This window comes from Mangrovibacterium marinum (assembly GCF_003046625.1).
Lineage (GTDB): Bacteria > Bacteroidota > Bacteroidia > Bacteroidales > Prolixibacteraceae > Mangrovibacterium > Mangrovibacterium marinum.
On the sequence record NZ_QAAD01000014.1, the window covers coordinates 73,374 to 93,024 of the forward strand.

A 19,651-nucleotide genomic window follows, 5' to 3' on the forward strand; every position below is an offset into this window, starting at 1 on the left:
GGGCACAAATGTAATGCAAATTAGTTGCAAAAGTCAACTAATCTGATTGTATTAACAAAGAATTAAACTTTTCCGGGCGGTTGTGAGGGGAGGAGACGATAAGTGGTGTTTAGTATTGTGTTGTCTATTAGTTTGATATGTTGATCTTTTATATTTATTTTTTGAGATTGATGTTTTTACGTCGTTTTTGCCAAATATCGCGCGCTAATTGTTGCATATCGGTTTGCGTATCGCGTTCGTCCACGATTTCAAGTCCCAGTATTGTTTCGATGATATCCTCCATGGTGATCACGCCTTCAGTTCCCCCGTATTCGTTGACAACCAAGGCAATGTGTTCTTTAGTCAGGAGCAATTTTTCGAAAACTTTTGGAATGCTCAGGTTCTCGTAGCAGGTCACAATGGGGCGCTTTTGACTGGCGAGTGTAATATCGTTGTTGTCAGCAACTAAGTGTTCCAGAATGTCTTGTTTCAGAATGTAGCCGGTAATTTGGTCCAGGTTATCTTCATAAACCGGAATGCGTGAAAACTGCAGATAATTGGGTGTTTGAAAGAATTCGCTTGCCGGAAGGGTCTCTTTGGCGGCGACCAGTACGGTTCGCGGGGTCATGATGTCCTTCGCTTTAAGGTTTTTTAGTTGAATCAGGTTGATGATGGTTTGACTTTCCAGCTCGTCAAAAACACCTTCTTCGCCCCCCAGCGAAGCCAACATGGCGACTTCTTCGCGGCTAACGGTGTCGGAAGTTTGTCCGCGGGAAAAAAATCGCGTTAAAAATTCCGATAGAATCACTAGTGGATAGGTGATAACGATGAACACGCGGATGACGCGCGCAGCGGGTAGGGCAAGTTTGCGCCAGTACAAGGCACCAAGGGTCTTGGGAATGATTTCAGAAAAAATAAGGATCAGCAAAGTCAGTATTGCGCTGATCAGCCCAAAATACACTTCTCCAAACATTTGGGTGGCTTCGGCACCAACACCCGCTGCTCCGATGGTGTGTGCCACGGTATTTAAGCTGAGGATTGCAGCCAACGGGCGGTCTATATTTTGTTTCACTTTCTTCAGCAAGGCTGCACCAGGCCTGGCTTGTTGTTCCATTAAATAGATGTAAGGTAAGCTCACGCTCAGGATGACCGATTCCAGAACAGAGCACAAAAATGAAATGCCGAGAGCAAGCGTTAGGTAGAAAATCAACATTGATGCCATTGGTGAAACGTCTAAATGATACTTAAAGCTGATAAAATAGATCAGTAAGAGGCGTTATTGCTTTGTTGGATGTCAAAAAGGAATATAATCCTTCAATTTTGTGAATCTGACAAATTTGTAACCTCCGAATTTGAAGATACCGCTGAAAGCCCAATAAAATAAGGAATTATGCTCTACAACATAGAATGTGTTTGAATAAGCAATTTCCTACCGGAATGTAGGATTTTTTGCATGGTGCCAAAGCGTGCCAAAAAAGCGAAAATGGAATGGGCGTGCAGTATATCAGCGTGTTGTGTGTGTGTGGCAGTCGTCTCTTTTTCATTTTTTGGCAAGTTGGCACTCGTTTGGTTATAAGGGGAAGCAAAGCAAAAAATGTTGAACCCTCAAAATTCAAAAAGATGAGAAAGATAGCTATTTATGGAAAAGGTGGTATTGGTAAATCTACCACAACTCAAAACACAGTTGCCGGTTTGGCTGAAATGGGAAAAAACGTAATGGTTGTAGGTTGTGACCCGAAAGCCGACTCTACGCGTTTGCTGCTTGGTGGTTTGGCCCAAAAAACCGTGTTGGATACCCTGCGTGAAGAAGGAGAGGATGTTGAATTGGATGACATCATTAAAAGAGGTTACGGAAACACGCGTTGTGTTGAGTCAGGTGGTCCTGAGCCGGGTGTAGGTTGTGCCGGTCGTGGTATCATCACTTCCATCAACTTGTTGGAGCAATTGGGTGCCTGGGATGCCAAATACGAAACTGATTATACTTTCTACGATGTATTGGGTGACGTTGTATGTGGTGGTTTTGCCATGCCGATTCGCGATGGTAAAGCGGAAGAAATTTACATCGTTGTGTCGGGCGAGATGATGGCCATGTATGCTGCCAATAACATTTGTAAAGGGATCAAGAAATACGCTCAGTCGGGTACTGTTCGCCTGGGAGGCCTGATCTGTAACTCACGTAAAGTAGAGAACGAGCAAGAGATGATCGAGCAATTGGCAAGTCGTATCGGAACTCAAATGATTCACTTTGTGCCTCGCGACAATATGGTTCAGCAAGCCGAGATCAACCGTAAAACCGTGATTGACTTTGCTCCTGAACACCCGCAAGCGGACGAATATCGTGCTTTGGCTGCTAAAATAAACGCAAATGAGATGTTCATTATTCCTAATCCGTTGGAAATTGAAGAATTGGAAAAACTGTTGATCGATTTCGGTATCGCCAACTAAACCATTCTAAAAAAACTACCCTTTTGTCAACTAACTAAAAATAGGAGAAAACGAACATGTTAATGATCAGAGCAATTATCCGCCCCGAAAAGTCGAGCAAAGTACTCACAGCCCTTTTTGAAGCTGGCTACCCTGCGGTAACAAAAATACCGGTTGTCGGTCGCGGTAAGCAAAGAGGTATTAAAATCGGAGACATCACTTACGATGAGCTGCCTAAGGAAATGCTGGTTGTGGTGTGTAACGACGACGATAAAGAATATGTCATCAAAACCATCATGGATACGGCGATAACACAGCCCAAAGGTGCCTTCGGCGACGGAAAAATCTTTGTGCAACCGATCGAGGAAGCCTATACCATCAGTCGCGGAACAAAAGAGTTATAACCCTTTAAATTTCCAGGATTATGAAAATGATAATGGCAATCATCCGGATTGATAAAATGAACGAGACCAAGAGTGCTCTTTCCGAAGCCGGAATCACATCGATGACCGCAACCGGAAAAGTTTTTGGACGAGGAAAAGGCCTTTGGGACGCCAAAGTGCTGGAAGGCGCCAAAAACGACCAGCCCGAAGCCTTGGCCTTGCTCGGCAAAGAACCCCGACTCAGACCTCAGCGTGTTTTAAACATTGCTGTATCTGACGAAAACGTTCAATTAACAATTGATACGATTATTGAAGTGAACCAGACACCCGCTGCCGGCGACGGAAAAATCTTTGTGATGTCATTGGGCGATGCCGTTCGGGTCCGCACTGGTGAAACAGGTACAACAATCCTTTGATAAAATTGAAAAGTTATGGTAAAGAAAAAAGATTATACAAACGGTTTGCCGGATCCATCGAAGCTGAAGGAAGAAATTCTGGCAAAATATCCTCGCAAGGTTGCCCGCAAACGCGACAAGGCGATGGTTGTTAACGATCCCGGAGTGGATCAGGAAATTCTGGCAAACGTGCGTACTATTCCCGGAATCATTACCCAGCGTGGATGTACTTACGCCGGATGTAAAGGGGTAGTGCTGGGCCCCACCCGCGATATTGTCAATATCGTTCACGGGCCAATCGGATGTAGCTTTTATGCCTGGTTGACACGGCGTAACCAAACACGTCCGGCTACCGAAACAGATGCAAACTACATCCCTTACACTTTCTCAACCGACATGCAGGACGAAAACATCGTGTTTGGCGGCGAGGTGAAGCTGAAAGAAGCAATCCGTGAAGCTTACGAACTGTTTAACCCTGGTGCAATTGCCATTTTCTCGACCTGTCCGGTCGGCCTGATTGGTGATGATGTACATGCTGTGGCCCGCGAAATGAAAGCTGAGCTGGGAATTAACTGCTTTGGATTTAGCTGTGAAGGTTACCGCGGCGTTTCGCAGTCGGCTGGTCACCATATTGCCAACAACCAATTGTACAAACATATTTTGGGAACCGACGACCGCGCCCGCATGGGTAAGTTCCAGGTGAACCTGTTGGGTGAATACAATATTGGTGGTGATGCTTTCGAAATTGAAGCCCTTTTCGAAGAAGCCGGAATTACCTTGCTGTCGACTTTCTCCGGTAACTCAACGGTCGAAAGTATGGCCTATGCCCACACAGCCGACCTGAATATGGTGATGTGTCACCGGTCGATCAACTATATCGCCGAGATGATGGAAACCAAGTTCGGTATCCCCTGGATCAAAGTGAACTTTGTTGGTGCCAAGTCGGCTGCCAAATCACTGAAAAAGATTGCTGAGTTCTTTGGCGATGCAGAGCTAACAGCCAAGGTCGATGCCATTGTGGCACGCGAAATGGCTAAAGTGGAAGCCGTTCGCGAAGCGATTAAACCCAAGGTGGAAGGTAAAGTGGCGATGATGTTTGTTGGCGGATCGCGTGCTCACCACTACCAGGATCTCTTCGGCGAACTGGGCATTCAGGTTGTATCAGCCGGTTACGAGTTTGCTCACCGCGACGACTACGAAGGACGGAAGGTAATCCCGAACATCAAAATTGACGCCGATACCCGGAATATTGAGGATCTGGACGTTGAAAAAGATGATGTACGTTTCCGGAACGACCTGGCTGCTAAAAAGGCAGAGCTGATGGAGGCGGGTTATAAATTCTCCGACTACGAAGGAATGATGCCCGATATGAAAAAGAACTCATTGGTTATTGATGATGTGAACCACTGGGAAACTGAAAAATTAATCGAGTTCTATCAGCCCGATCTGTTCTGTGCAGGAATCAAAGAAAAATACGTGGTGCAGAAGTATGGCGTGCCTTTGAAACAGTTGCACAACTACGACTACGGCGGCCCCTACACTTGCTTTGAAGGAGCGATCAATTTCTACCAGGAAATGCAACGGATGTTGGATACGAAAATCTGGAAGCTCGTGGACGCCCCCTGGAAGCGTGAGCCGGAGATTGTTGGAAGTATGACTATTGAAGCTTAATAAGGAGGAAAAATCATGTTACTACGACATACAACAGATAAAGTAAAAGAGCGCAACGCGCTAACGGTTAACCCCGCGAAAACCTGCCAGCCGGTAGGTGCAATGTATGCCGCATTAGGTGTTCACGGTTGTTTGCCACACAGTCACGGTTCGCAAGGTTGTTGCTCATATCACCGAAGCGCCCTGACGCGTCACTATAAAGAGCCGGTTATGGCATCCACTTCGTCGTTTACCGAAGGTGCTTCTGTATTCGGGGGACAAGCCAACCTGTTAACCGCCATCGATAATATTTTTCAGATCTACGAACCGGAAATTATCGCCGTTCATTCAACTTGCTTGTCGGAAACCATTGGCGATGACCTGGGACAAATTGTGGCCAAAGCAGGCGACGATGGACGGATTCCCGCCGGGAAACACGTTATTCAGGCTCCAACACCAAGTTATGTTGGTTCGCACGTAACGGGTTACGCCAACATGCTGGAAGCATTTGTGAAGTATTTTCCCGAAAAGACCGACGAAAAGAAAAGACAAGTGAATTTGTTGTCGGGTTGGGTTGAGCCTTCCGATATGCGCGAGCTGAGAAGAATCGCCGGCCAGATGAAAGTGAAATCTGTTCTGCTGCCCGATACGTCCGATGTGCTGGATACGCCCATGACTGGTTCGTACTCCATGTATCCCAAAGGTGGTACAACAATCGCCGAGATGGTTAGCATGGGCGATAGCATGAGCACCATTGCGATGGGCGAGTGGGCTACCCAAAAAGCAGCGATCGCTTTGGATAACAAATGCAAAGTTCCGTTCGAATCCATCGATATCCCTGTTGGGCTTCGCGCTACCGACCGTTTTATTCAGGCTTTGTCGAAAGCAGGTAAAGTGTCAGTTCCGGAAGAAATCACTGCCGAACGCGGTCGTCTGGTTGATATGATCACCGACATGCACCAGTATTTCTACGGCAAACGAGTGGCTGTTTTTGGTGATCCGGATAACATTCTTCCCTTGATCGAGTTTTTGGTCGACCTGGATATGAAACCGGTATACATCGTGTCGGGTACTCCCGGAAAGGCTTTCACCAAGAAAGCTGAAGCCATTCTCTCGGAGCGGGTTCCTGAAGCGAAGTTCAAAAACGGTCCTCAGGCCGATATGTTCCTGATGCACCAGTGGATTAAAGAAGAAGGCGTTGATCTGATCATTGGTAACACGTATGGCAAGTATATCGCCCGCGACGAGCAAACACCCTTCGTTCGCATGGGATTCCCGATTCTTGACCGTCAGGGACACAACTACTTCCCAACAGTTGGTTACATGGGAGCTATCCGTATTGTTGAGAAAATCCTCGACGCAATGATGGATAAAATCGATGCAACTTGTCCGGAAGAAAAAGTTGAACTGCAGATGTAATTGAACCCGGAAGTTATCAGGTCGTTGTCGAAGTTGTCGGGTTGACCGACAACAACGGTAACAACGAGAACAACGACAACGCTTGATCGAATTCCGCAAAATATATCCTTCTCTTCAGCCAATCGAAGGATTCAGGGAGGCATCCCTTTATAATATGTTCTTCATAATGTCAAAATGTGAGGGGAGGCAACCCGCAGCCTCCCTTTCATTTACTAAAAAGAAAACACCATGGACACATTTATTAACGACAGACAAAATCAGATCCTTACCAAAGGAAAAGATGATGCAACAATAGCATGCGGGAAAGCCAGTGTGGCCGGTTCGGTCAGTCAACGGGCATGTGTTTTTTGCGGCTCGCGGGTAGTTCTTTACCCAATTGCCGATGCGCTTCACCTCATCCACGGGCCGGTAGGCTGTGCTGCTTACACCTGGGATATTCGCGGAGCGTTGTCGTCAGGACCGCAAATTCACCGATTAAGTTTTACAACTGATCTGAAAGAAAAAGAAGTTGTCTTCGGTGGTGAAGAACGCTTGTACAAAGCTTTGATCAGTTTAATTGAAACCTACAAGCCGAAAGGCGCTTTTGTATATGCCACCTGTATTGTCGGGGTGATTGGAGATGATGTTGAGGCTGTGTGTCGGCGGGTGACACGCGAAACCGGCATCGATGTAATCCCGGTAATGTCAGAAGGATTTAACGGAACAAAAAAGGACGGCTATAAAATTGCTTGCGGTGCGTTATCTAAATTGATAGGAACGGATACAACCTACCAGGCGCCGGAACATAGTATTAACATTCTCGGAGATTTCAACCTGGCTGGCGAACTCTGGATGTTGGCTGAATACTACAAGAAGATGGGGGTGAACCTGGTTGGTGCCATGACCGGCGATGGTCGTGTTGATGATATCCGGAAAGCCCACACCGCAAAATTAAACGTCGTTCAGTGCTCAGGCTCCATGATTGGCCTGGCAAAAGAAATGAAAGAAAAGTACGGCATTCCGTTCATGAAGGTCTCTTATTTCGGAATTGAAGATATGAGTGATGCCCTTTACGAAGTGGCTAAGTTCTTCAAGTCGGACGAGATGATGGAAAAAGCACGGAAGCTGGTAACTGAAGAGATCAGTAAGTTGTTGCCGCAATTGGCCCAATATCGGGAGAAGCTGGAAGGCAAAAAAGCAGCGATTTATGTCGGAGGAGCCTTTAAAGCAATTTCATTGGTGAAAGCCCTTCGCCTGCTTGGTATGAAGACGGTTGTGGTTGGTTCACAAACTGGAAATTCTGACGACTACAACCTATTGAAAGATATGTGTGACGATGGAACCATCATTTGCGATGACTCCAATCCGAACGAACTCTCTGAATTTGTAAAACAAACCGGAGCCGACCTGTTCATCGGTGGTGTAAAAGAAAGACCAATTGCCTACAAACTCGGACTTGGTTTCTGCGATCACAACCACGAACGGAAAGAAGCTCTCGCGGGATATGAGGGCATGCTCAACTTCGCCAAAGAGGTTTACGCCTCGGTTTGCAGCCCGGTTTGGCAATTCATGAAATAAAAAAAGGTCATTTATTGTCATTTGCTTCGCGTCAATAGTTGCTGCGATCAATGACAACCGAATGACTATTATTGACAATCAATGACAGTTTTAACATTAAAACTTGAAGAACATGTTTGAAAATGCACCGATTATAAAATCGACAAAAGAATTTACAGCTACCCGAAATGCCTGTAAGCTTTGTGCTCCGCTTGGTGCCAGTGTTGCTTTCAAAGGGATCCGGGGCTGCGTACCAATTATTCATGGTTCGCAGGGCTGTGCCACTTACATTCGTCGCTACCTGATCAGCCACTTTAAAGAACCGGTTGATATTGCATCCTCAAACTTTACCGAAGAAGCAACTGTTTTCGGAGGAGGTGCCAACTGCGACAGGGCAATCACCAATGTCATTAGCCAATATAAGCCCGAAGTGGTGGCTCTTACAACCACTTGTTTGTCCGAAACGATTGGCGACGACGTGAAAATGTATGTTCACGATTATAAAAGGAATTCAGAACTGAAAGATCTTCCTGCTTTCGTAACAGCATCAACGCCCAGTTACCAGGGGTCGCACATGGATGGATTCCATGAAGCTGTTGGTGCTGCCATTAAAGCTTTTGCAAAAGGCGGCGAAAAAGGAACCCACCTGAACATATTCCCCGGATTTGTATCGACCGAAGATTTACGTCAACTCAAATATTTACTGAAGGATTACGGTATTGAATTCGTGATGCTGCCCGATTATTCCGAAACGCTGGACAACCCAATCTGGGAATCTTACAAGCGTATTCCTGAAGGAGGAACTCCGGTTAGCGCCATCGAGACTTGCGGGTCCGCGGCGGCTTCAGTCGAATTTGGTACCATTCTGAACTCGGGAGCGCTATCGGGTCGTGTGAAAAATACCCGCTTATCGGCCACAGGAGCCGAATATCTGCAGAATGAGTTTGGCGTGAAAAATTACCGAATGCCTTTACCAATTGGCGTGAAAAATACCGATCGCTTCTACAAAGCACTGGCGGAAATCAGCGGTAAAGAAATGCCTGCCCGTTACAAAGGCGAGCGTGGCCGTTTGATCGACTCTTATGCCGATGGACATAAATACATCTTCGGAAAGAAAGCAGTGGTTTATGGTGAAGAAGATTTTGTAGTAGCCATGACAACTTTCCTCGATGAAATTGGCGTTGACGTGATTTTGGCGGCAACCGGTGGCGAGAGTGGACGCCTGGCCGACCAAATTAAAGCCAATTGCCCCGAACGCGGTGAGCAAATCCTGGCTAAAAACATGTTCGACTACGAAAAAATTAAGGAGTGGTGTCAGGAAAATAAACCCGATCTGCTGGTCGGCAACAGTAAAGCCTATTACATCGCTCGCGAGCTGGAAGTACCCATCGTGCGCTGCGGTTTCCCGATTCATGACCGCATTGGCGGACAGCGCATCAAGCATCTGGGCTATGCAGGCACGCAGGAGTTGTTCGACCAGGTTGTCAACGCCATGATTCAATATAAACAAGACCATTCGCCGGTCGGCTATAAATATATGTAACCCGGGTTGCAGATTGATGGCTTCACTCCAAGTGAAAACCTCAATAATAGCCCCTAAAACCAAACGCTATGATTGATATTGAAAAACACCCTTGTTTTAGCATCGACGCTAAAGGAAAATATGCCCGGGTACACTTGCCGGTTGCACCAAAATGTAATATTCAATGTAATTATTGTAAACGCGATTACGACTGTGTAAACGAAAGCCGCCCGGGTGTGACAAGTAAAGTATTGTCGCCCGAACAAGCGCTGACTTACCTGGTGAAGCTGAAAGAAAAAATGCCTCACCTCTCGGTTGTGGGAATTGCCGGCCCCGGCGACCCGTTTGCCAATCCGGTAGAGACGATGACAACTCTGCGTTTGATTCGCAAAGAATTCCCGGAAATGATCCTTTGTTTGTCGTCGAACGGGTTGAATGTTGCCCCTTATGTGGATGAATTGGCCGAGCTGAAAGTAAGCCACGTGACCATTACCATGAATGCCTTCGATCCTGATGTGACCAAAAGTATTTACAAATGGGTGCGCCTGGATAAACGTGGTTATGTGGGAGTCGAAGGGGCAAAAGTTTTGTTGGAAAAGCAACTGGAAGCCATCAAACTACTAAAAAAGTACAACATCACGGTGAAAATCAACACGATCGTCATCCCCGGTATCAACGATCATCTGATTGGCGACATCGCGAAGCAGGCCAAAGAGCTTGGTGCCGACCTAATGAACACCATCCCGCTGTATCCGGTTGAAGGCACTCCCTTCGAGGATCTGACCGAACCCTCGCCAGCTATGATGAAGTTGATTCGCGCCGATATTGCAAAGTATATTAAGCCCATGACGCACTGTGCCCGCTGTCGCGCCGATGCTGTTGGGCTGCTGGGGAAAGACGATCCGGAAGCTGCAAAAATCTTAAACGATGTTGCAACCATGTCGGTAACAGCCGACGAAAGCCGCCCTCACATCGCTGTAGCAAGTCACGAGGGCTTGTTGGTCAATCAGCACCTGGGCGAGGCTGACTACCTATATATCTATAAAGAAACACCATCGGGATACCGGATGGTGGAGAAGCGCCGAACACCGCCGTCAGGAACCGGAAATGTACGGTGGGAAGCATTGGGCAAAGCATTGAACGACTGTCGTGCCCTGTTGGTGGGGGGAATTGGACCTTCGCCGTCATCAATTATCGGACGCTCCGGGATCCAAATTGTCGAAATGACTGGTTTGATTGACGATGGCCTGGATGCAATTTATAAAGGCAAACAGCTGAAAACCGTTAAAAAAGCAGATGTATTCCGTTGCGGAGCCGAATGTTCGGGAAGCGGAACCGGCTGCGGGTGAGGCCCCATCCCGTCCTTTCCCATTGGGGAAAGAGAAAGAGAAGTCGCATAAAATTCGAAATTTAAGTATAAAAAATAAATCAAATTATTAACTAAAAATCCAGCTCCTCCCAACGGGAGGGATGGGGAAGGCTCTATTATGAAAAAACCTGATTATCACATTTTAGTTTGCAACTCGTATCGGGTTGCCGGCGACGCCAAAGGCTATTGTAACAAAAACGGTGCTGCCGATTTCATTCAATATATTATGGAAGAATGTAACGACCGTGGATTGGATGTAGCTGTTTCGTCTACCGCTTGTTTGAATGTTTGTTCGCAAGGGCCGGTTATGGTTATTCAACCCAGTAACTATTGGTACGGCGGAATCACAGAAGAGCGCATCGACGAAATTCTGGATGCCTTGGAAGACGGTGGGGCAGTTGAGGAATATTTGATTTCGGAATAAGGCCTCTCCACAGCTCCCCATCGGGGAGTAATAAGATGACCTAAAGGATATAATGGTCTCATTTTAAATTGACATTATAAATGCTTGTAAAATGATCGACTCTAACCGTATTTATCGTCCTGAAGTCGCTCCGGCAACTTCAGGACGATCTAGAGGGGCTTCTCTCCATATAATTGATACAACACTCCGGGACGGCGAACAAGCTCCCGGAGTTGTTTTTAGTTTTGATGAAAAGCTGAAAATTGCCGCTCTTTTAAATGATGCGGGCGTTCAAGAGCTTGAAGTTGGTACGCCAATTATGGGGGAATGCGAGCAAATGGTTATTCGGGAAATTGTAAATGCCGGTTTTAATTTCTCATCCACTTGCTGGGGGAGGGCAACCGAGGAAGATATGGTTGCAACCGAAAAAACAGGGTGTTCCCGAATGAACATCTCATTTCCGGTTTCCGATATCCAACAGGCGGCTATCGGTAAAAGCCGTTCGTGGGTAATGGACCGGGTAAAACCGATGATGGCATTTGCTCACCAGCGTTTCGACTTTGTAGCCGTTGGTGCCCAGGATGCTTCGAGGGCAGATCGAACATTTCTGAAAGAATTTATTGAAGCTTGTTTGGCTGAAGGGGCTCATCGAATTCGGATTGCCGATACCGTGGGAACATTGAACCCCTTGTCGACCATGGAATTCTTTTCGTGGCTGACTGGTTTGTTCCCGGCTGTTGAATTCGAATTTCACGGGCATAACGATCTAGGAATGGCAACCGCAAACACGGTTTCGGCAGCATTGGCAGGATGCCAGTCGGCCAGTTTAACCGTAAATGGCCTGGGAGAGCGAGCCGGAAATGCCTGTTTGGAAGAAGTTGTCGCCGCAATGAAGCTTTCGGCGAATAGTGATTGTGGTATCCGGTTGGATCGCTTGCAAGAGCTTTGTCACGTTGTTGAAGCTGCATCGTTGCGAAAATTGCACGACTCAAAACCAATCGTCGGCGAAATGATTTGTCGTCACGAGTCGGGCATTCATTGCCGTAGCCTGGTGAACGACGAAATGAGCTACCAGGCCTTCAAGCCCGAATTATTCGGGCGCAAGACTGAGTTGGTGTTCGGAAAGCATTCCGGAGCTGGTGGAATCAACCACTTTCTGAAGTCGAAAGGCATCGATCTGGCAAAGGAACAATTGGCCGATGCCCTTCAGTCGATGAAGGCTGCAGCACAGCGAGCTAAGCGTGCGTTCGATTACGAAGAAGCCGCAATTATAATGAATGCGGCGATCAACGATTCGAAATAATTGAAAAAGACATTGGAGATGAACACTTAAATAGAGTAGTTATGGAAGAATGGTGTGGATATTACAACGAAGGCTTGTCCTACTATAAAACGACGGTTGGCGGAATTAGAAAAGGAAAGAAATTGGGAAGTGCCGTGTATTATAACCTCATCGGTTTGTCGCTCGAGAGTTTTCTGACAGCCGCAATGATGAAGGATGGTTTCTTGCCGGAGCACTCAAGTATATCTTATATGATCCGCGAGTTGAAAAAGAAATACGATGTGCCGGAATCCTTTACCGACGAGTCGCGCTTCTTTAACCGGTTCATGAATATGTGCTCGCTTGAGGTGCTCGAAATGAAAGAACCCGACGAGCAGGATTTGCTGCGTTTGGTTGATTTCTTAGAGCAGGTAAAGGCGTGGACCGAGACTCTTTTGGAGGTTCCCCGCCATGAGGAATCCGCCAAGTAAGAGGGAGAACCATTAGTAAAAGGCTGAAAGGCAGATGTATCTGGTATTAACCAAACATCGAAATAGTATATTGCAGGTATCTGTAGGCTCTTTGCCGTACAGATACCTTTTTTTTGCTGATATTTTGCGCCTTCGGTTTGCGCCGAGGTCATTTTTCTATTCCCAGATTATTTCGTGTATGCGAACCGGTTTGTTGTGGGTCTCGACTGCTATACTGCGGATATTTTTGCTTGTTGGCTGTGGGGTTTCATCATAAGCCGCCCGGGCGCCATCGGTAAATACCAGTTGTATGCCGGAAGTTTCGCCAACAATGCGAACCTGACGTCCTGATTTCTCATCGGGGCACTGCATACGATATTCGGTTGTACTTGCCGAAAATTCATAGTAGCTAAACAGATCTCCGTCAGAAAGTGCTTGCTTGGAGTTGATGCGGGAGTTTTCAGGAATGTCAACCTTAAACCGATTGATTTTCAGTTCGAGTGTTTTGTCAGACTTGTTCTGAAAGCGAACGTAGCGCCGTTTTTCGTCCACCGAGATTCGATTTTGAAGTTCCGAACCCTCGCACTGCATTTCATGTTTCTGCCAGTCGGTGCCGTTCGACGAGACCTGTACTTCGCCGAGAAGGCAAGCTTGCTCATTTTCCAGTTCCAGGTGAATGTAGTTGGCGTAAATACCTTGAGGAAGTACTATTCCGATGTAATCGCCGGGCGCGAGTTTAATAACTTCGAGCATGGGTTGGATGCGAACGAATTTACCTTCGCGTATCACCGGTGCAGACTGCAAGGATTTTACGGAACTCAAGAAACGGTACGATTCCTCTGCGGCTTTTTGCGGCAAGCCCGCAGTTTGGCCGGTCAGGCGTGGGAGTTGTACGGGGGCTGTTTGTTCGAATAGTTGTTCAATAAAAGGCATCAAAACAGTCCCACCGCTTACGCAGCCCTGCGCCCATCGGTCGGGAGCCCCTTTCTGCTTTTGCAGGAAACTGTAGTGTTCCATATTCCGGAATTGCGCAAATACCTGATTGCTCAGTGCAAAAAGCTGATCCTCGCTCAGCTCTGCAGAGCCTAGTTGAAGCGCGGCTTCTCCCGCAATTCCCAGTGATTCGAAGCAAGCGAGCCAATACTCTAATTCTTCATGAAGTGCCGGATTGATTTCAGGCAGACGTGTAAGTAGAATTTCCGCAGCTCCCGCAATGGTGCGAAATTCATTACTCAGTGTATCCAGTACACTCCCGGAGATGCGCTGATTGCTTGTCCATTCAGCAAGCGCTTTTTGGGTATAGGGCTGTATTCGGGCAGATTCCTCGCGTCGGTAACCGTGCGAATTTGGCCCTTGGTCACTGTTGTGCTCTGCAAATAGTTGCATCTCGCTCCAAAGTTCCGGAAAAAGATACCGGATTCCCGCTTCCCAGGAGCTTTGAGATTTATAGCCATGCATATTCCAGCAGTAGTCGGCAACACCAAACAGGCCAATCTTGGAGGCTTCGGGCTTATCCATTGGGTTGGACACAAAGCCCGAAAGTGTTCCCTTATTATTCACGTCCAGCCCGTATGCAGGGCCAAGAAGTAACCGCGTACGCACATAGTCGCTAACCGGCCAGTTCCACCAGATGAATGCTTTACGTTTTATTTGCCGGTTAATCCAGTCCAGCCCTTCGCGAGTGATATCGGCACAGACCGAATTTCCGGTCCACATAATGGCAATGTCCTGATCCAGCTTATCGCCCAGAATAGTCAGGTAATCACCGCTAGACCATGCCCGGTTATATTGCGTAGGGCACATAATAAGTGGTGTGACATCGGGCTTTTTACGCACAAAGTTTGCATTCAGGTAATTCATCAACTCCGCTTGGCGATTGGCATCGGTTCCTTCCCCGCTGATATCGTCGAAAAATACGGCGAATGACCTGATGCCCAACTTATACATCAATTCAAATTTGTGTAAACAGGCCACGAAATCGTCAATAAGCCCATCATGATCATTGTCTGTCCAGTGGATGTCGCGCCCCGGATGAACAGCCCACACAAAATTCACCTGGTTTTGGCGGGCTTTTTCTGCCAGCTCACTTATTTGAACTGCTTTTTGAGCTGGATAGGGCTCGCGCCATTGGGTCGAAAAACCATGATACGGGTCGTCTTTGGGGCCGTAGATGTAGGTGTTTAATTTATTACGACCGTAGAAATCGAGTTGAGCGAGGCGGGCAGCATGGCTCCAGGGCTTTCCGTAGAAACCTTCTACCGTCCCCCGAAAGGGTACATCAGGCCAATCAGTCAGATCGGTGATCGGGAGGCTGAGTTCCTCAGCTTGCCGGCGAACTAACTGGCGTAAACTCTGAACGGCATAAAAGATACCGGTCTGGTCGTTTGCCGCGATAGAAATCCCGGCTTTACTGACGTGTAGAACGTAACTTTCGGGGACTTTCGGAAGCTGTTTCGGATATGCCTCTTGAGCTTCCTCGCCCAGCAGAATACGGATCTCTAGGTTGTAGCCATCGATCAACTTTTTTAGCTGTTGTTTCGTAGAGGCGGCAACTTGTTGGCTTTGGTGCCAGTTTGTTTCTCCTTTCCGGGAAATGATCAGCTCCTCGCTTTGGATCATCTGTTGAGGGATGGGGTAGACTTGTCGGAGAATTGTGTTTGCCCTCTTTACTTCCACAGTTGTCGAATTCTGAAGCGGGAGCAGCATCCCCGCGTGAATTGTCACGGGGGATGTTGCGCCAGATCCGGATTGCTCCGGAATAGTTGATTGGTCCTGTTTATCAACAGCCTGTTCTGCCAGTGTACTGGTTGGAGAATAAAGGAATAGCTGAAGGCTAATTAATAAAGCGGAACATTGTTTTAGCATCATGATTTGTGTTGATTTAGTCAGCACCCAATAGCAAAAAGTTTGCCATTACTGACCGTAAACTAAAGTACGTGTACCATCGAACGCAACAGCTTCAATCCGGCTTGCTCCATCCGGGAATGGTACGGTGGTCGACGAGTTGCTGGCATCTCCGCTACCGGTCATGGTTAGGCGTGAAAGCTCATTGCCCGAGTACGTTTCAAAAACAACCACATTCTTCCATACCGAATGATTGATCCGAATGGCATCGGATAGTTCGTTGATGCCCTGCCCGTAGCTGCCTTGCACCGGAAGTTGGTTTTGGTAAGCATTGAGGTTGTTAACCGAGATGTATTGAATGGTTTGGGCACAAGCCGGTTTCGGGTATTTGCTGATATAGTTGATCGTTTCTTCAATCATTGCTGTGGTAATCGTTTTTTGACGACTGCTGTAGTCGCCGAAAAGTTTGTCCACTTCCTTTAGCATGCCAATGTTGGTGAAAAAATCTGTCAAATCGAATTGGACGGCATCGCAGACATTCTTCACAAAATTCAGTTGCAATTCTCCTTGTGTCAGTGACGTTTCATCGGTGTTTCTAACAGCTTCAAATACATCTCCATAAAAGAAGGGACGGTGCCAGTCGTTTCCTTCGCCAGCTACATGAAAGAAGAGTTGAAGTTGCCAAAGAGGAACCAATGAAACAAATACATCGCCTCCCCACGCACCGTCGCTGTTTGGCCCGTAAGTCGCGTTCGGTCCGGATTGCAATCCCCACTCATACCTGTTAATGAACGCATCGTAGAAGTAGTTGTTGAAACGTCCTCCGATTGCGCCTCCTACATTTTCATGTTCCAGTCGCATACTTCCGGGCGTGTAATTGTATTGGATCCAGGACGAAAAAAGGTTATTGGTAACCTCAGTGGTCCCGACCCATACCAATCCCGGGCGCGTTTGGTTAACATGTCCAAACTCATGTGCGGGTCCCCAAATGCTGGTCCTCAAAATATCCGGATTGGCAATGGTATTCATCGTGTTGTCATGAAAGGCTGCACCCCAGCCGTCGGCATGCATGTATCCATCCCAAATTACACGACCCAGTAGGTGGTTTTTGGGCAGCCTGTCGTATTTGCGTAAGCCCATCAGGGTTTGCTGATTACTCACGATGCTGTCGTAGATGATCGTCAGATCATAGAGACTGTTAAGGCAGTTGTTTTTTAGTGAATTTACGCTGTAGGCCAGTTGTACGCGTTCTCCTTTAATATCCATAATTTCGCTCACCGCATTTTCAAGTAGATGGCGCCCATCTTCGTTATTGTGGCGGTTGATGTCGAAATAGCCGTTTACTTTTCCGGAAGCGATGTGTATTTTTACGTTAGGTAGGTTTTCGAAGTTGCTGTTGAAATAGCTGATATAGCCGTTGCCCTGACCTTCCATGGTCAGTACATTCAAGCCTTTTTTCAGAGGGTATGAATGGTCGTCGCCTGAGGGGCCGAAATTCTTGACACGAAGTTGAATGTTATTGCCAATCTCGCCGGCAACAAACAGAATGGCATCCTGCCCTTCGGTAAAGTAAATACCGGTTGGATTTTCGAACTGGCTATAGCTGCTGGTTTTTAGTTCGGCCGCTAGTTCGCCTACCGGTCGGAAGGGCTCGTATTCCTGGATTCGAAATTCAGCGGGGTATTTCCCAGCAAGCAAATAGGCAGCAATGTTTTGTAGAAATTGATTTTTGATTTGGACGATATCTTCCAGGGTTGTGCCCGGTTCCAGTTCTGAGAAGCTGTCGTCGGTGAAGTATGCAGCATCTTCAGCTACAGCATTAACCGATTTACTTTCGTAGGCTTCAAATTCAGCTAGCGATACGTAGTATTTGCCAGCGTCGTGCGTGTAGCTGTCGGTTACGATAATCTTGACGGAAAGAGGGTTTAGTATAGGGGAAGATAGGCTGATTACAAGTGGGTTGTTGCTGTTTGGTGCTTCGATATCTGCAACTTTTTCATAATTGCCGTTTTCTGCTGTTGTGACCCACACGGATCCTGTTTTGATGATGCCGTTTGCGCCGGATGTACGAGGTTTCAGTACCAAGTAGTTCATTACTGGCGAGGTTTCAGGATCAAAAGTATATTCCAGAGTAATTTCAGTTTGAGGAGTCATTCCTCCCCAAGGCGAGTGATAGAGAGTGCTCACTTCTCCGTCCAGCGTATTGGATATGTCCTGTCCGCTTTGGTACTTGTCGGCTGGAGTGAGTGATGCTTGGAGCACGGTTAATTTTTGATCTTTTTCGAAAGACTCTGATGTTTCGGGGATGTAATCGCTTGAAACCACAATCAATTGTTTAACCAGCAAGGTGTCAACCAGGTCGCCTTCATCCTGGTTGAACAATATAAGGCCTTCGCGAACGTCGGCACCGGAGAGGGCCGAAATATCGAAATTGAAGCTGTATTTCACCGGATCAATAGAGACGGATTTTTGTGTCGGGCTTTGTTCTATCCAGTCAACGTTGCTGTTGGCTTGTACTGTTACATTGGAGTATAGTTCTACAGTAACCGTTTTGGAGCGGAAGTCCGTGATCAGGCTATCCCGCGTGATAAAGATCGATGGTTCGATACCGAATTGCATCACATTGATTTTCTTGCTCTCGGTGGCGTGTGAAACTTTGACGGTTGCAGTGCGTGATTCGAGGGCGGCATTTTCATCGACTGAAATGCTGAGTTTTTTTAGCTGGCTGTCGTAGGATACGTTACACCAGCTTGCGGTACTTTGTACTTGAAGTTCCTCGGCGTTCGTATTTATATTAATGATCGACGAGCCAGCTTGCGGCATAAAGCCAAGGTCAAGCTTACTTGCTTCAATTTCAAGAACTGGAGTGGGCGAAGAAACTTCAGAATCCTTGCTGCAAGACATGAAAAGCAGTAGGATGAGCCCCGTTATGAGGTGGGATAATCTGTGTTTGTGCATTTTTATAAGTTTAAATTTATGAATCCGGGCTAATACGTATTTGTGATGGGAAATAGGAAAAAAGAAAACGGCAGGTCAGGCTAACCTGGAACCTGCCGTTGAGGTATTCATGAGTTGGTTTCGATTTCGGCTAGCCGATTACTTATAGTCATTTTCAGCTTCTTCTTCCAGATCTACCACTCGTTCTCCCATTGTGAACAGTTCAATTCCACTAAGGTGAGTATAGGTTTTCATTCCCGGGTTTTTCAGAATCCGGATACGGAAGTAACGAGACTCGTGATTTTTACCAAAGGTTAGGGTCTTCACTTCGTCAACAGGCGCTGTTGGGAGGTTGTCCTGGGAAATCCACACGGTTTCCCAGCTCGTGCCGTCTTCGCTGACCTGTAAGTCAAATTGACTGGGGCGTCCGTTAACATCTCCGCTTTGGCGGAAGGTGTAATTCATGCCGCCGAGTTTGGTCGGCTCGGCAAAATTGACTTGAATGTAGTGTGGTAGCGGAGCTACTCCCGACGACCAGGCGCTATGCCAATAAGTATTGATATTACCATCCAGTAAGTTTTCTTTTGGGCCCTCGCTGCTTTCCTGAGTATAGGTGTCGATCATATCGGCAGTTACATCCAGTGCTGTTTTGTTTTCGATATCATAGGTTATATCCAGGGCGCGACGAATTGGACGAACCAATTCTGTGGTTACCGTATTGCTGCCAACCAAAGCCTGGTTGAATGTTTGCAGGTCAAAGGTGTATTCGTACTTATTCAGCAATCCACTGATCAAAACACTGTCGGTGTAGATACTTGAATTGGTATTGATTGTCCGTCCGTTTTTTTCGTAACGGGTTTGGACGTAGAAATAGTTAGAATCATTCGGAATAGTCCAGCTGACCAATACTCCTCCAACTCTCGGCTCGACAGAGATATCGCTTATCATCGACGGCTGAGAATAGCTGTTGTCATTGTCATCGTCACTACAGCTTACTATCGTTGTTAGTAGCAGGGATGACAGGATTAGTGAAAATATTTTTCTCATAGTCTAATCGTT

15 protein-coding genes are annotated in these 19,651 nt (G+C 46.9%); 11 read left to right on the plus strand and 4 right to left on the minus strand.

What is annotated here, in order from left to right:
* Positions 1 to 154: 154 nt before the first annotated feature.
* Complete coding sequence (locus C8N47_RS13340; protein WP_107823070.1) at positions 155 to 1,201, minus strand: hemolysin family protein; 1,047 nt, start codon at positions 1,199 to 1,201, stop codon at positions 155 to 157.
* 398 nt (positions 1,202 to 1,599) lie between these two features.
* Between C8N47_RS13340 and nifH the strand changes: the two genes are divergently transcribed.
* From nifH to C8N47_RS13395, 11 genes are all read left to right on the plus strand, one after another.
* Positions 1,600 to 2,424: a nitrogenase iron protein gene (nifH, locus tag C8N47_RS13345; RefSeq protein ID WP_107823092.1), complete on the plus strand. Its 825-nt coding sequence runs from the start codon at positions 1,600 to 1,602 to the stop codon at positions 2,422 to 2,424.
* Positions 2,425 to 2,486: 62 nt separating this feature from the next.
* Entirely contained in the window at positions 2,487 to 2,807 is a 321-nt protein-coding gene (locus tag C8N47_RS13350; RefSeq protein WP_211316137.1) for a P-II family nitrogen regulator, read from the plus strand.
* A gap of 20 nt (positions 2,808 to 2,827) precedes the next feature.
* Positions 2,828 to 3,202: a P-II family nitrogen regulator gene (locus tag C8N47_RS13355; RefSeq protein WP_107823072.1), complete on the plus strand. Its 375-nt coding sequence runs from the start codon at positions 2,828 to 2,830 to the stop codon at positions 3,200 to 3,202.
* A gap of 15 nt (positions 3,203 to 3,217) precedes the next feature.
* A complete protein-coding gene (gene nifD / locus C8N47_RS13360; protein WP_107823073.1) occupies positions 3,218 to 4,852 on the plus strand; it encodes a nitrogenase molybdenum-iron protein alpha chain in 1,635 nt (544 codons plus the stop codon).
* 15 nt (positions 4,853 to 4,867) lie between these two features.
* On the plus strand, positions 4,868 to 6,250 hold the full coding sequence (nifK, locus tag C8N47_RS13365; protein WP_107823074.1) for a nitrogenase molybdenum-iron protein subunit beta: 1,383 nt from the start codon (positions 4,868 to 4,870) through the stop codon (positions 6,248 to 6,250).
* A 228-nt stretch (positions 6,251 to 6,478) separates the two neighbouring features.
* Positions 6,479 to 7,807: a nitrogenase iron-molybdenum cofactor biosynthesis protein NifE gene (gene nifE / locus C8N47_RS13370; RefSeq protein WP_107823075.1), complete on the plus strand. Its 1,329-nt coding sequence runs from the start codon at positions 6,479 to 6,481 to the stop codon at positions 7,805 to 7,807.
* A gap of 112 nt (positions 7,808 to 7,919) precedes the next feature.
* Positions 7,920 to 9,329 carry a nitrogenase component 1 gene (locus C8N47_RS13375; RefSeq protein ID WP_107823076.1) on the plus strand — a complete coding sequence of 470 codons (1,410 nt, stop codon included), beginning with the start codon at positions 7,920 to 7,922 and terminating at the stop codon, positions 9,327 to 9,329.
* A 68-nt stretch (positions 9,330 to 9,397) separates the two neighbouring features.
* A complete protein-coding gene (gene nifB, locus C8N47_RS13380; protein WP_107823077.1) occupies positions 9,398 to 10,657 on the plus strand; it encodes a nitrogenase cofactor biosynthesis protein NifB in 1,260 nt (419 codons plus the stop codon).
* 138 nt (positions 10,658 to 10,795) lie between these two features.
* Positions 10,796 to 11,101, plus strand: a complete 306-nt coding sequence (locus C8N47_RS13385) for a (2Fe-2S) ferredoxin domain-containing protein (protein WP_107823078.1) — start codon at positions 10,796 to 10,798, stop codon at positions 11,099 to 11,101.
* Positions 11,102 to 11,192: 91 nt separating this feature from the next.
* On the plus strand, positions 11,193 to 12,383 hold the full coding sequence (locus C8N47_RS13390; RefSeq protein ID WP_107823079.1) for a homocitrate synthase/isopropylmalate synthase family protein: 1,191 nt from the start codon (positions 11,193 to 11,195) through the stop codon (positions 12,381 to 12,383).
* A 41-nt stretch (positions 12,384 to 12,424) separates the two neighbouring features.
* On the plus strand, positions 12,425 to 12,832 hold the full coding sequence (locus C8N47_RS13395) for a hypothetical protein (protein ID WP_107823080.1): 408 nt from the start codon (positions 12,425 to 12,427) through the stop codon (positions 12,830 to 12,832).
* Between the two features lie 156 nt (positions 12,833 to 12,988).
* On the opposite strand, the gene C8N47_RS13400 is transcribed toward C8N47_RS13395, so the two are convergent.
* From C8N47_RS13400 to C8N47_RS13410, 3 genes are all read right to left on the minus strand, one after another.
* On the minus strand, positions 12,989 to 15,679 hold the full coding sequence (locus tag C8N47_RS13400; RefSeq protein WP_107823081.1) for a beta-N-acetylglucosaminidase domain-containing protein: 2,691 nt from the start codon (positions 15,677 to 15,679) through the stop codon (positions 12,989 to 12,991).
* Positions 15,680 to 15,724: 45 nt separating this feature from the next.
* Complete coding sequence (locus tag C8N47_RS13405) at positions 15,725 to 18,613, minus strand: M60 family metallopeptidase (RefSeq protein ID WP_107823082.1); 2,889 nt, start codon at positions 18,611 to 18,613, stop codon at positions 15,725 to 15,727.
* Between the two features lie 138 nt (positions 18,614 to 18,751).
* Entirely contained in the window at positions 18,752 to 19,639 is an 888-nt protein-coding gene (locus tag C8N47_RS13410) for a discoidin domain-containing protein (RefSeq protein ID WP_107823083.1), read from the minus strand.
* Positions 19,640 to 19,651 lie beyond the last annotated feature (12 nt).

Coding starts and splice junctions, on each gene's coding strand:
- C8N47_RS13400 (WP_107823081.1), bottom strand. CDS start 15,679: ATGATGCTAAAACAATGTTCCGCTTTATTAATTAGCCTTCAGCTATTC.
- C8N47_RS13340 (WP_107823070.1), bottom strand. CDS start 1,201: ATGGCATCAATGTTGATTTTCTACCTAACGCTTGCTCTCGGCATTTCA.
- C8N47_RS13375 (WP_107823076.1), top strand. CDS start 7,920: ATGTTTGAAAATGCACCGATTATAAAATCGACAAAAGAATTTACAGCT.
- nifE (WP_107823075.1), top strand. CDS start 6,479: ATGGACACATTTATTAACGACAGACAAAATCAGATCCTTACCAAAGGA.
- nifK (WP_107823074.1), top strand. CDS start 4,868: ATGTTACTACGACATACAACAGATAAAGTAAAAGAGCGCAACGCGCTA.
- nifD (WP_107823073.1), top strand. CDS start 3,218: ATGGTAAAGAAAAAAGATTATACAAACGGTTTGCCGGATCCATCGAAG.
- nifH (WP_107823092.1), top strand. CDS start 1,600: ATGAGAAAGATAGCTATTTATGGAAAAGGTGGTATTGGTAAATCTACC.
- C8N47_RS13410 (WP_107823083.1), bottom strand. CDS start 19,639: ATGAGAAAAATATTTTCACTAATCCTGTCATCCCTGCTACTAACAACG.
- C8N47_RS13355 (WP_107823072.1), top strand. CDS start 2,828: ATGAAAATGATAATGGCAATCATCCGGATTGATAAAATGAACGAGACC.
- nifB (WP_107823077.1), top strand. CDS start 9,398: ATGATTGATATTGAAAAACACCCTTGTTTTAGCATCGACGCTAAAGGA.
- C8N47_RS13390 (WP_107823079.1), top strand. CDS start 11,193: ATGATCGACTCTAACCGTATTTATCGTCCTGAAGTCGCTCCGGCAACT.
- C8N47_RS13405 (WP_107823082.1), bottom strand. CDS start 18,613: ATGCACAAACACAGATTATCCCACCTCATAACGGGGCTCATCCTACTG.
- C8N47_RS13385 (WP_107823078.1), top strand. CDS start 10,796: ATGAAAAAACCTGATTATCACATTTTAGTTTGCAACTCGTATCGGGTT.
- C8N47_RS13395 (WP_107823080.1), top strand. CDS start 12,425: ATGGAAGAATGGTGTGGATATTACAACGAAGGCTTGTCCTACTATAAA.
- C8N47_RS13350 (WP_211316137.1), top strand. CDS start 2,487: ATGATCAGAGCAATTATCCGCCCCGAAAAGTCGAGCAAAGTACTCACA.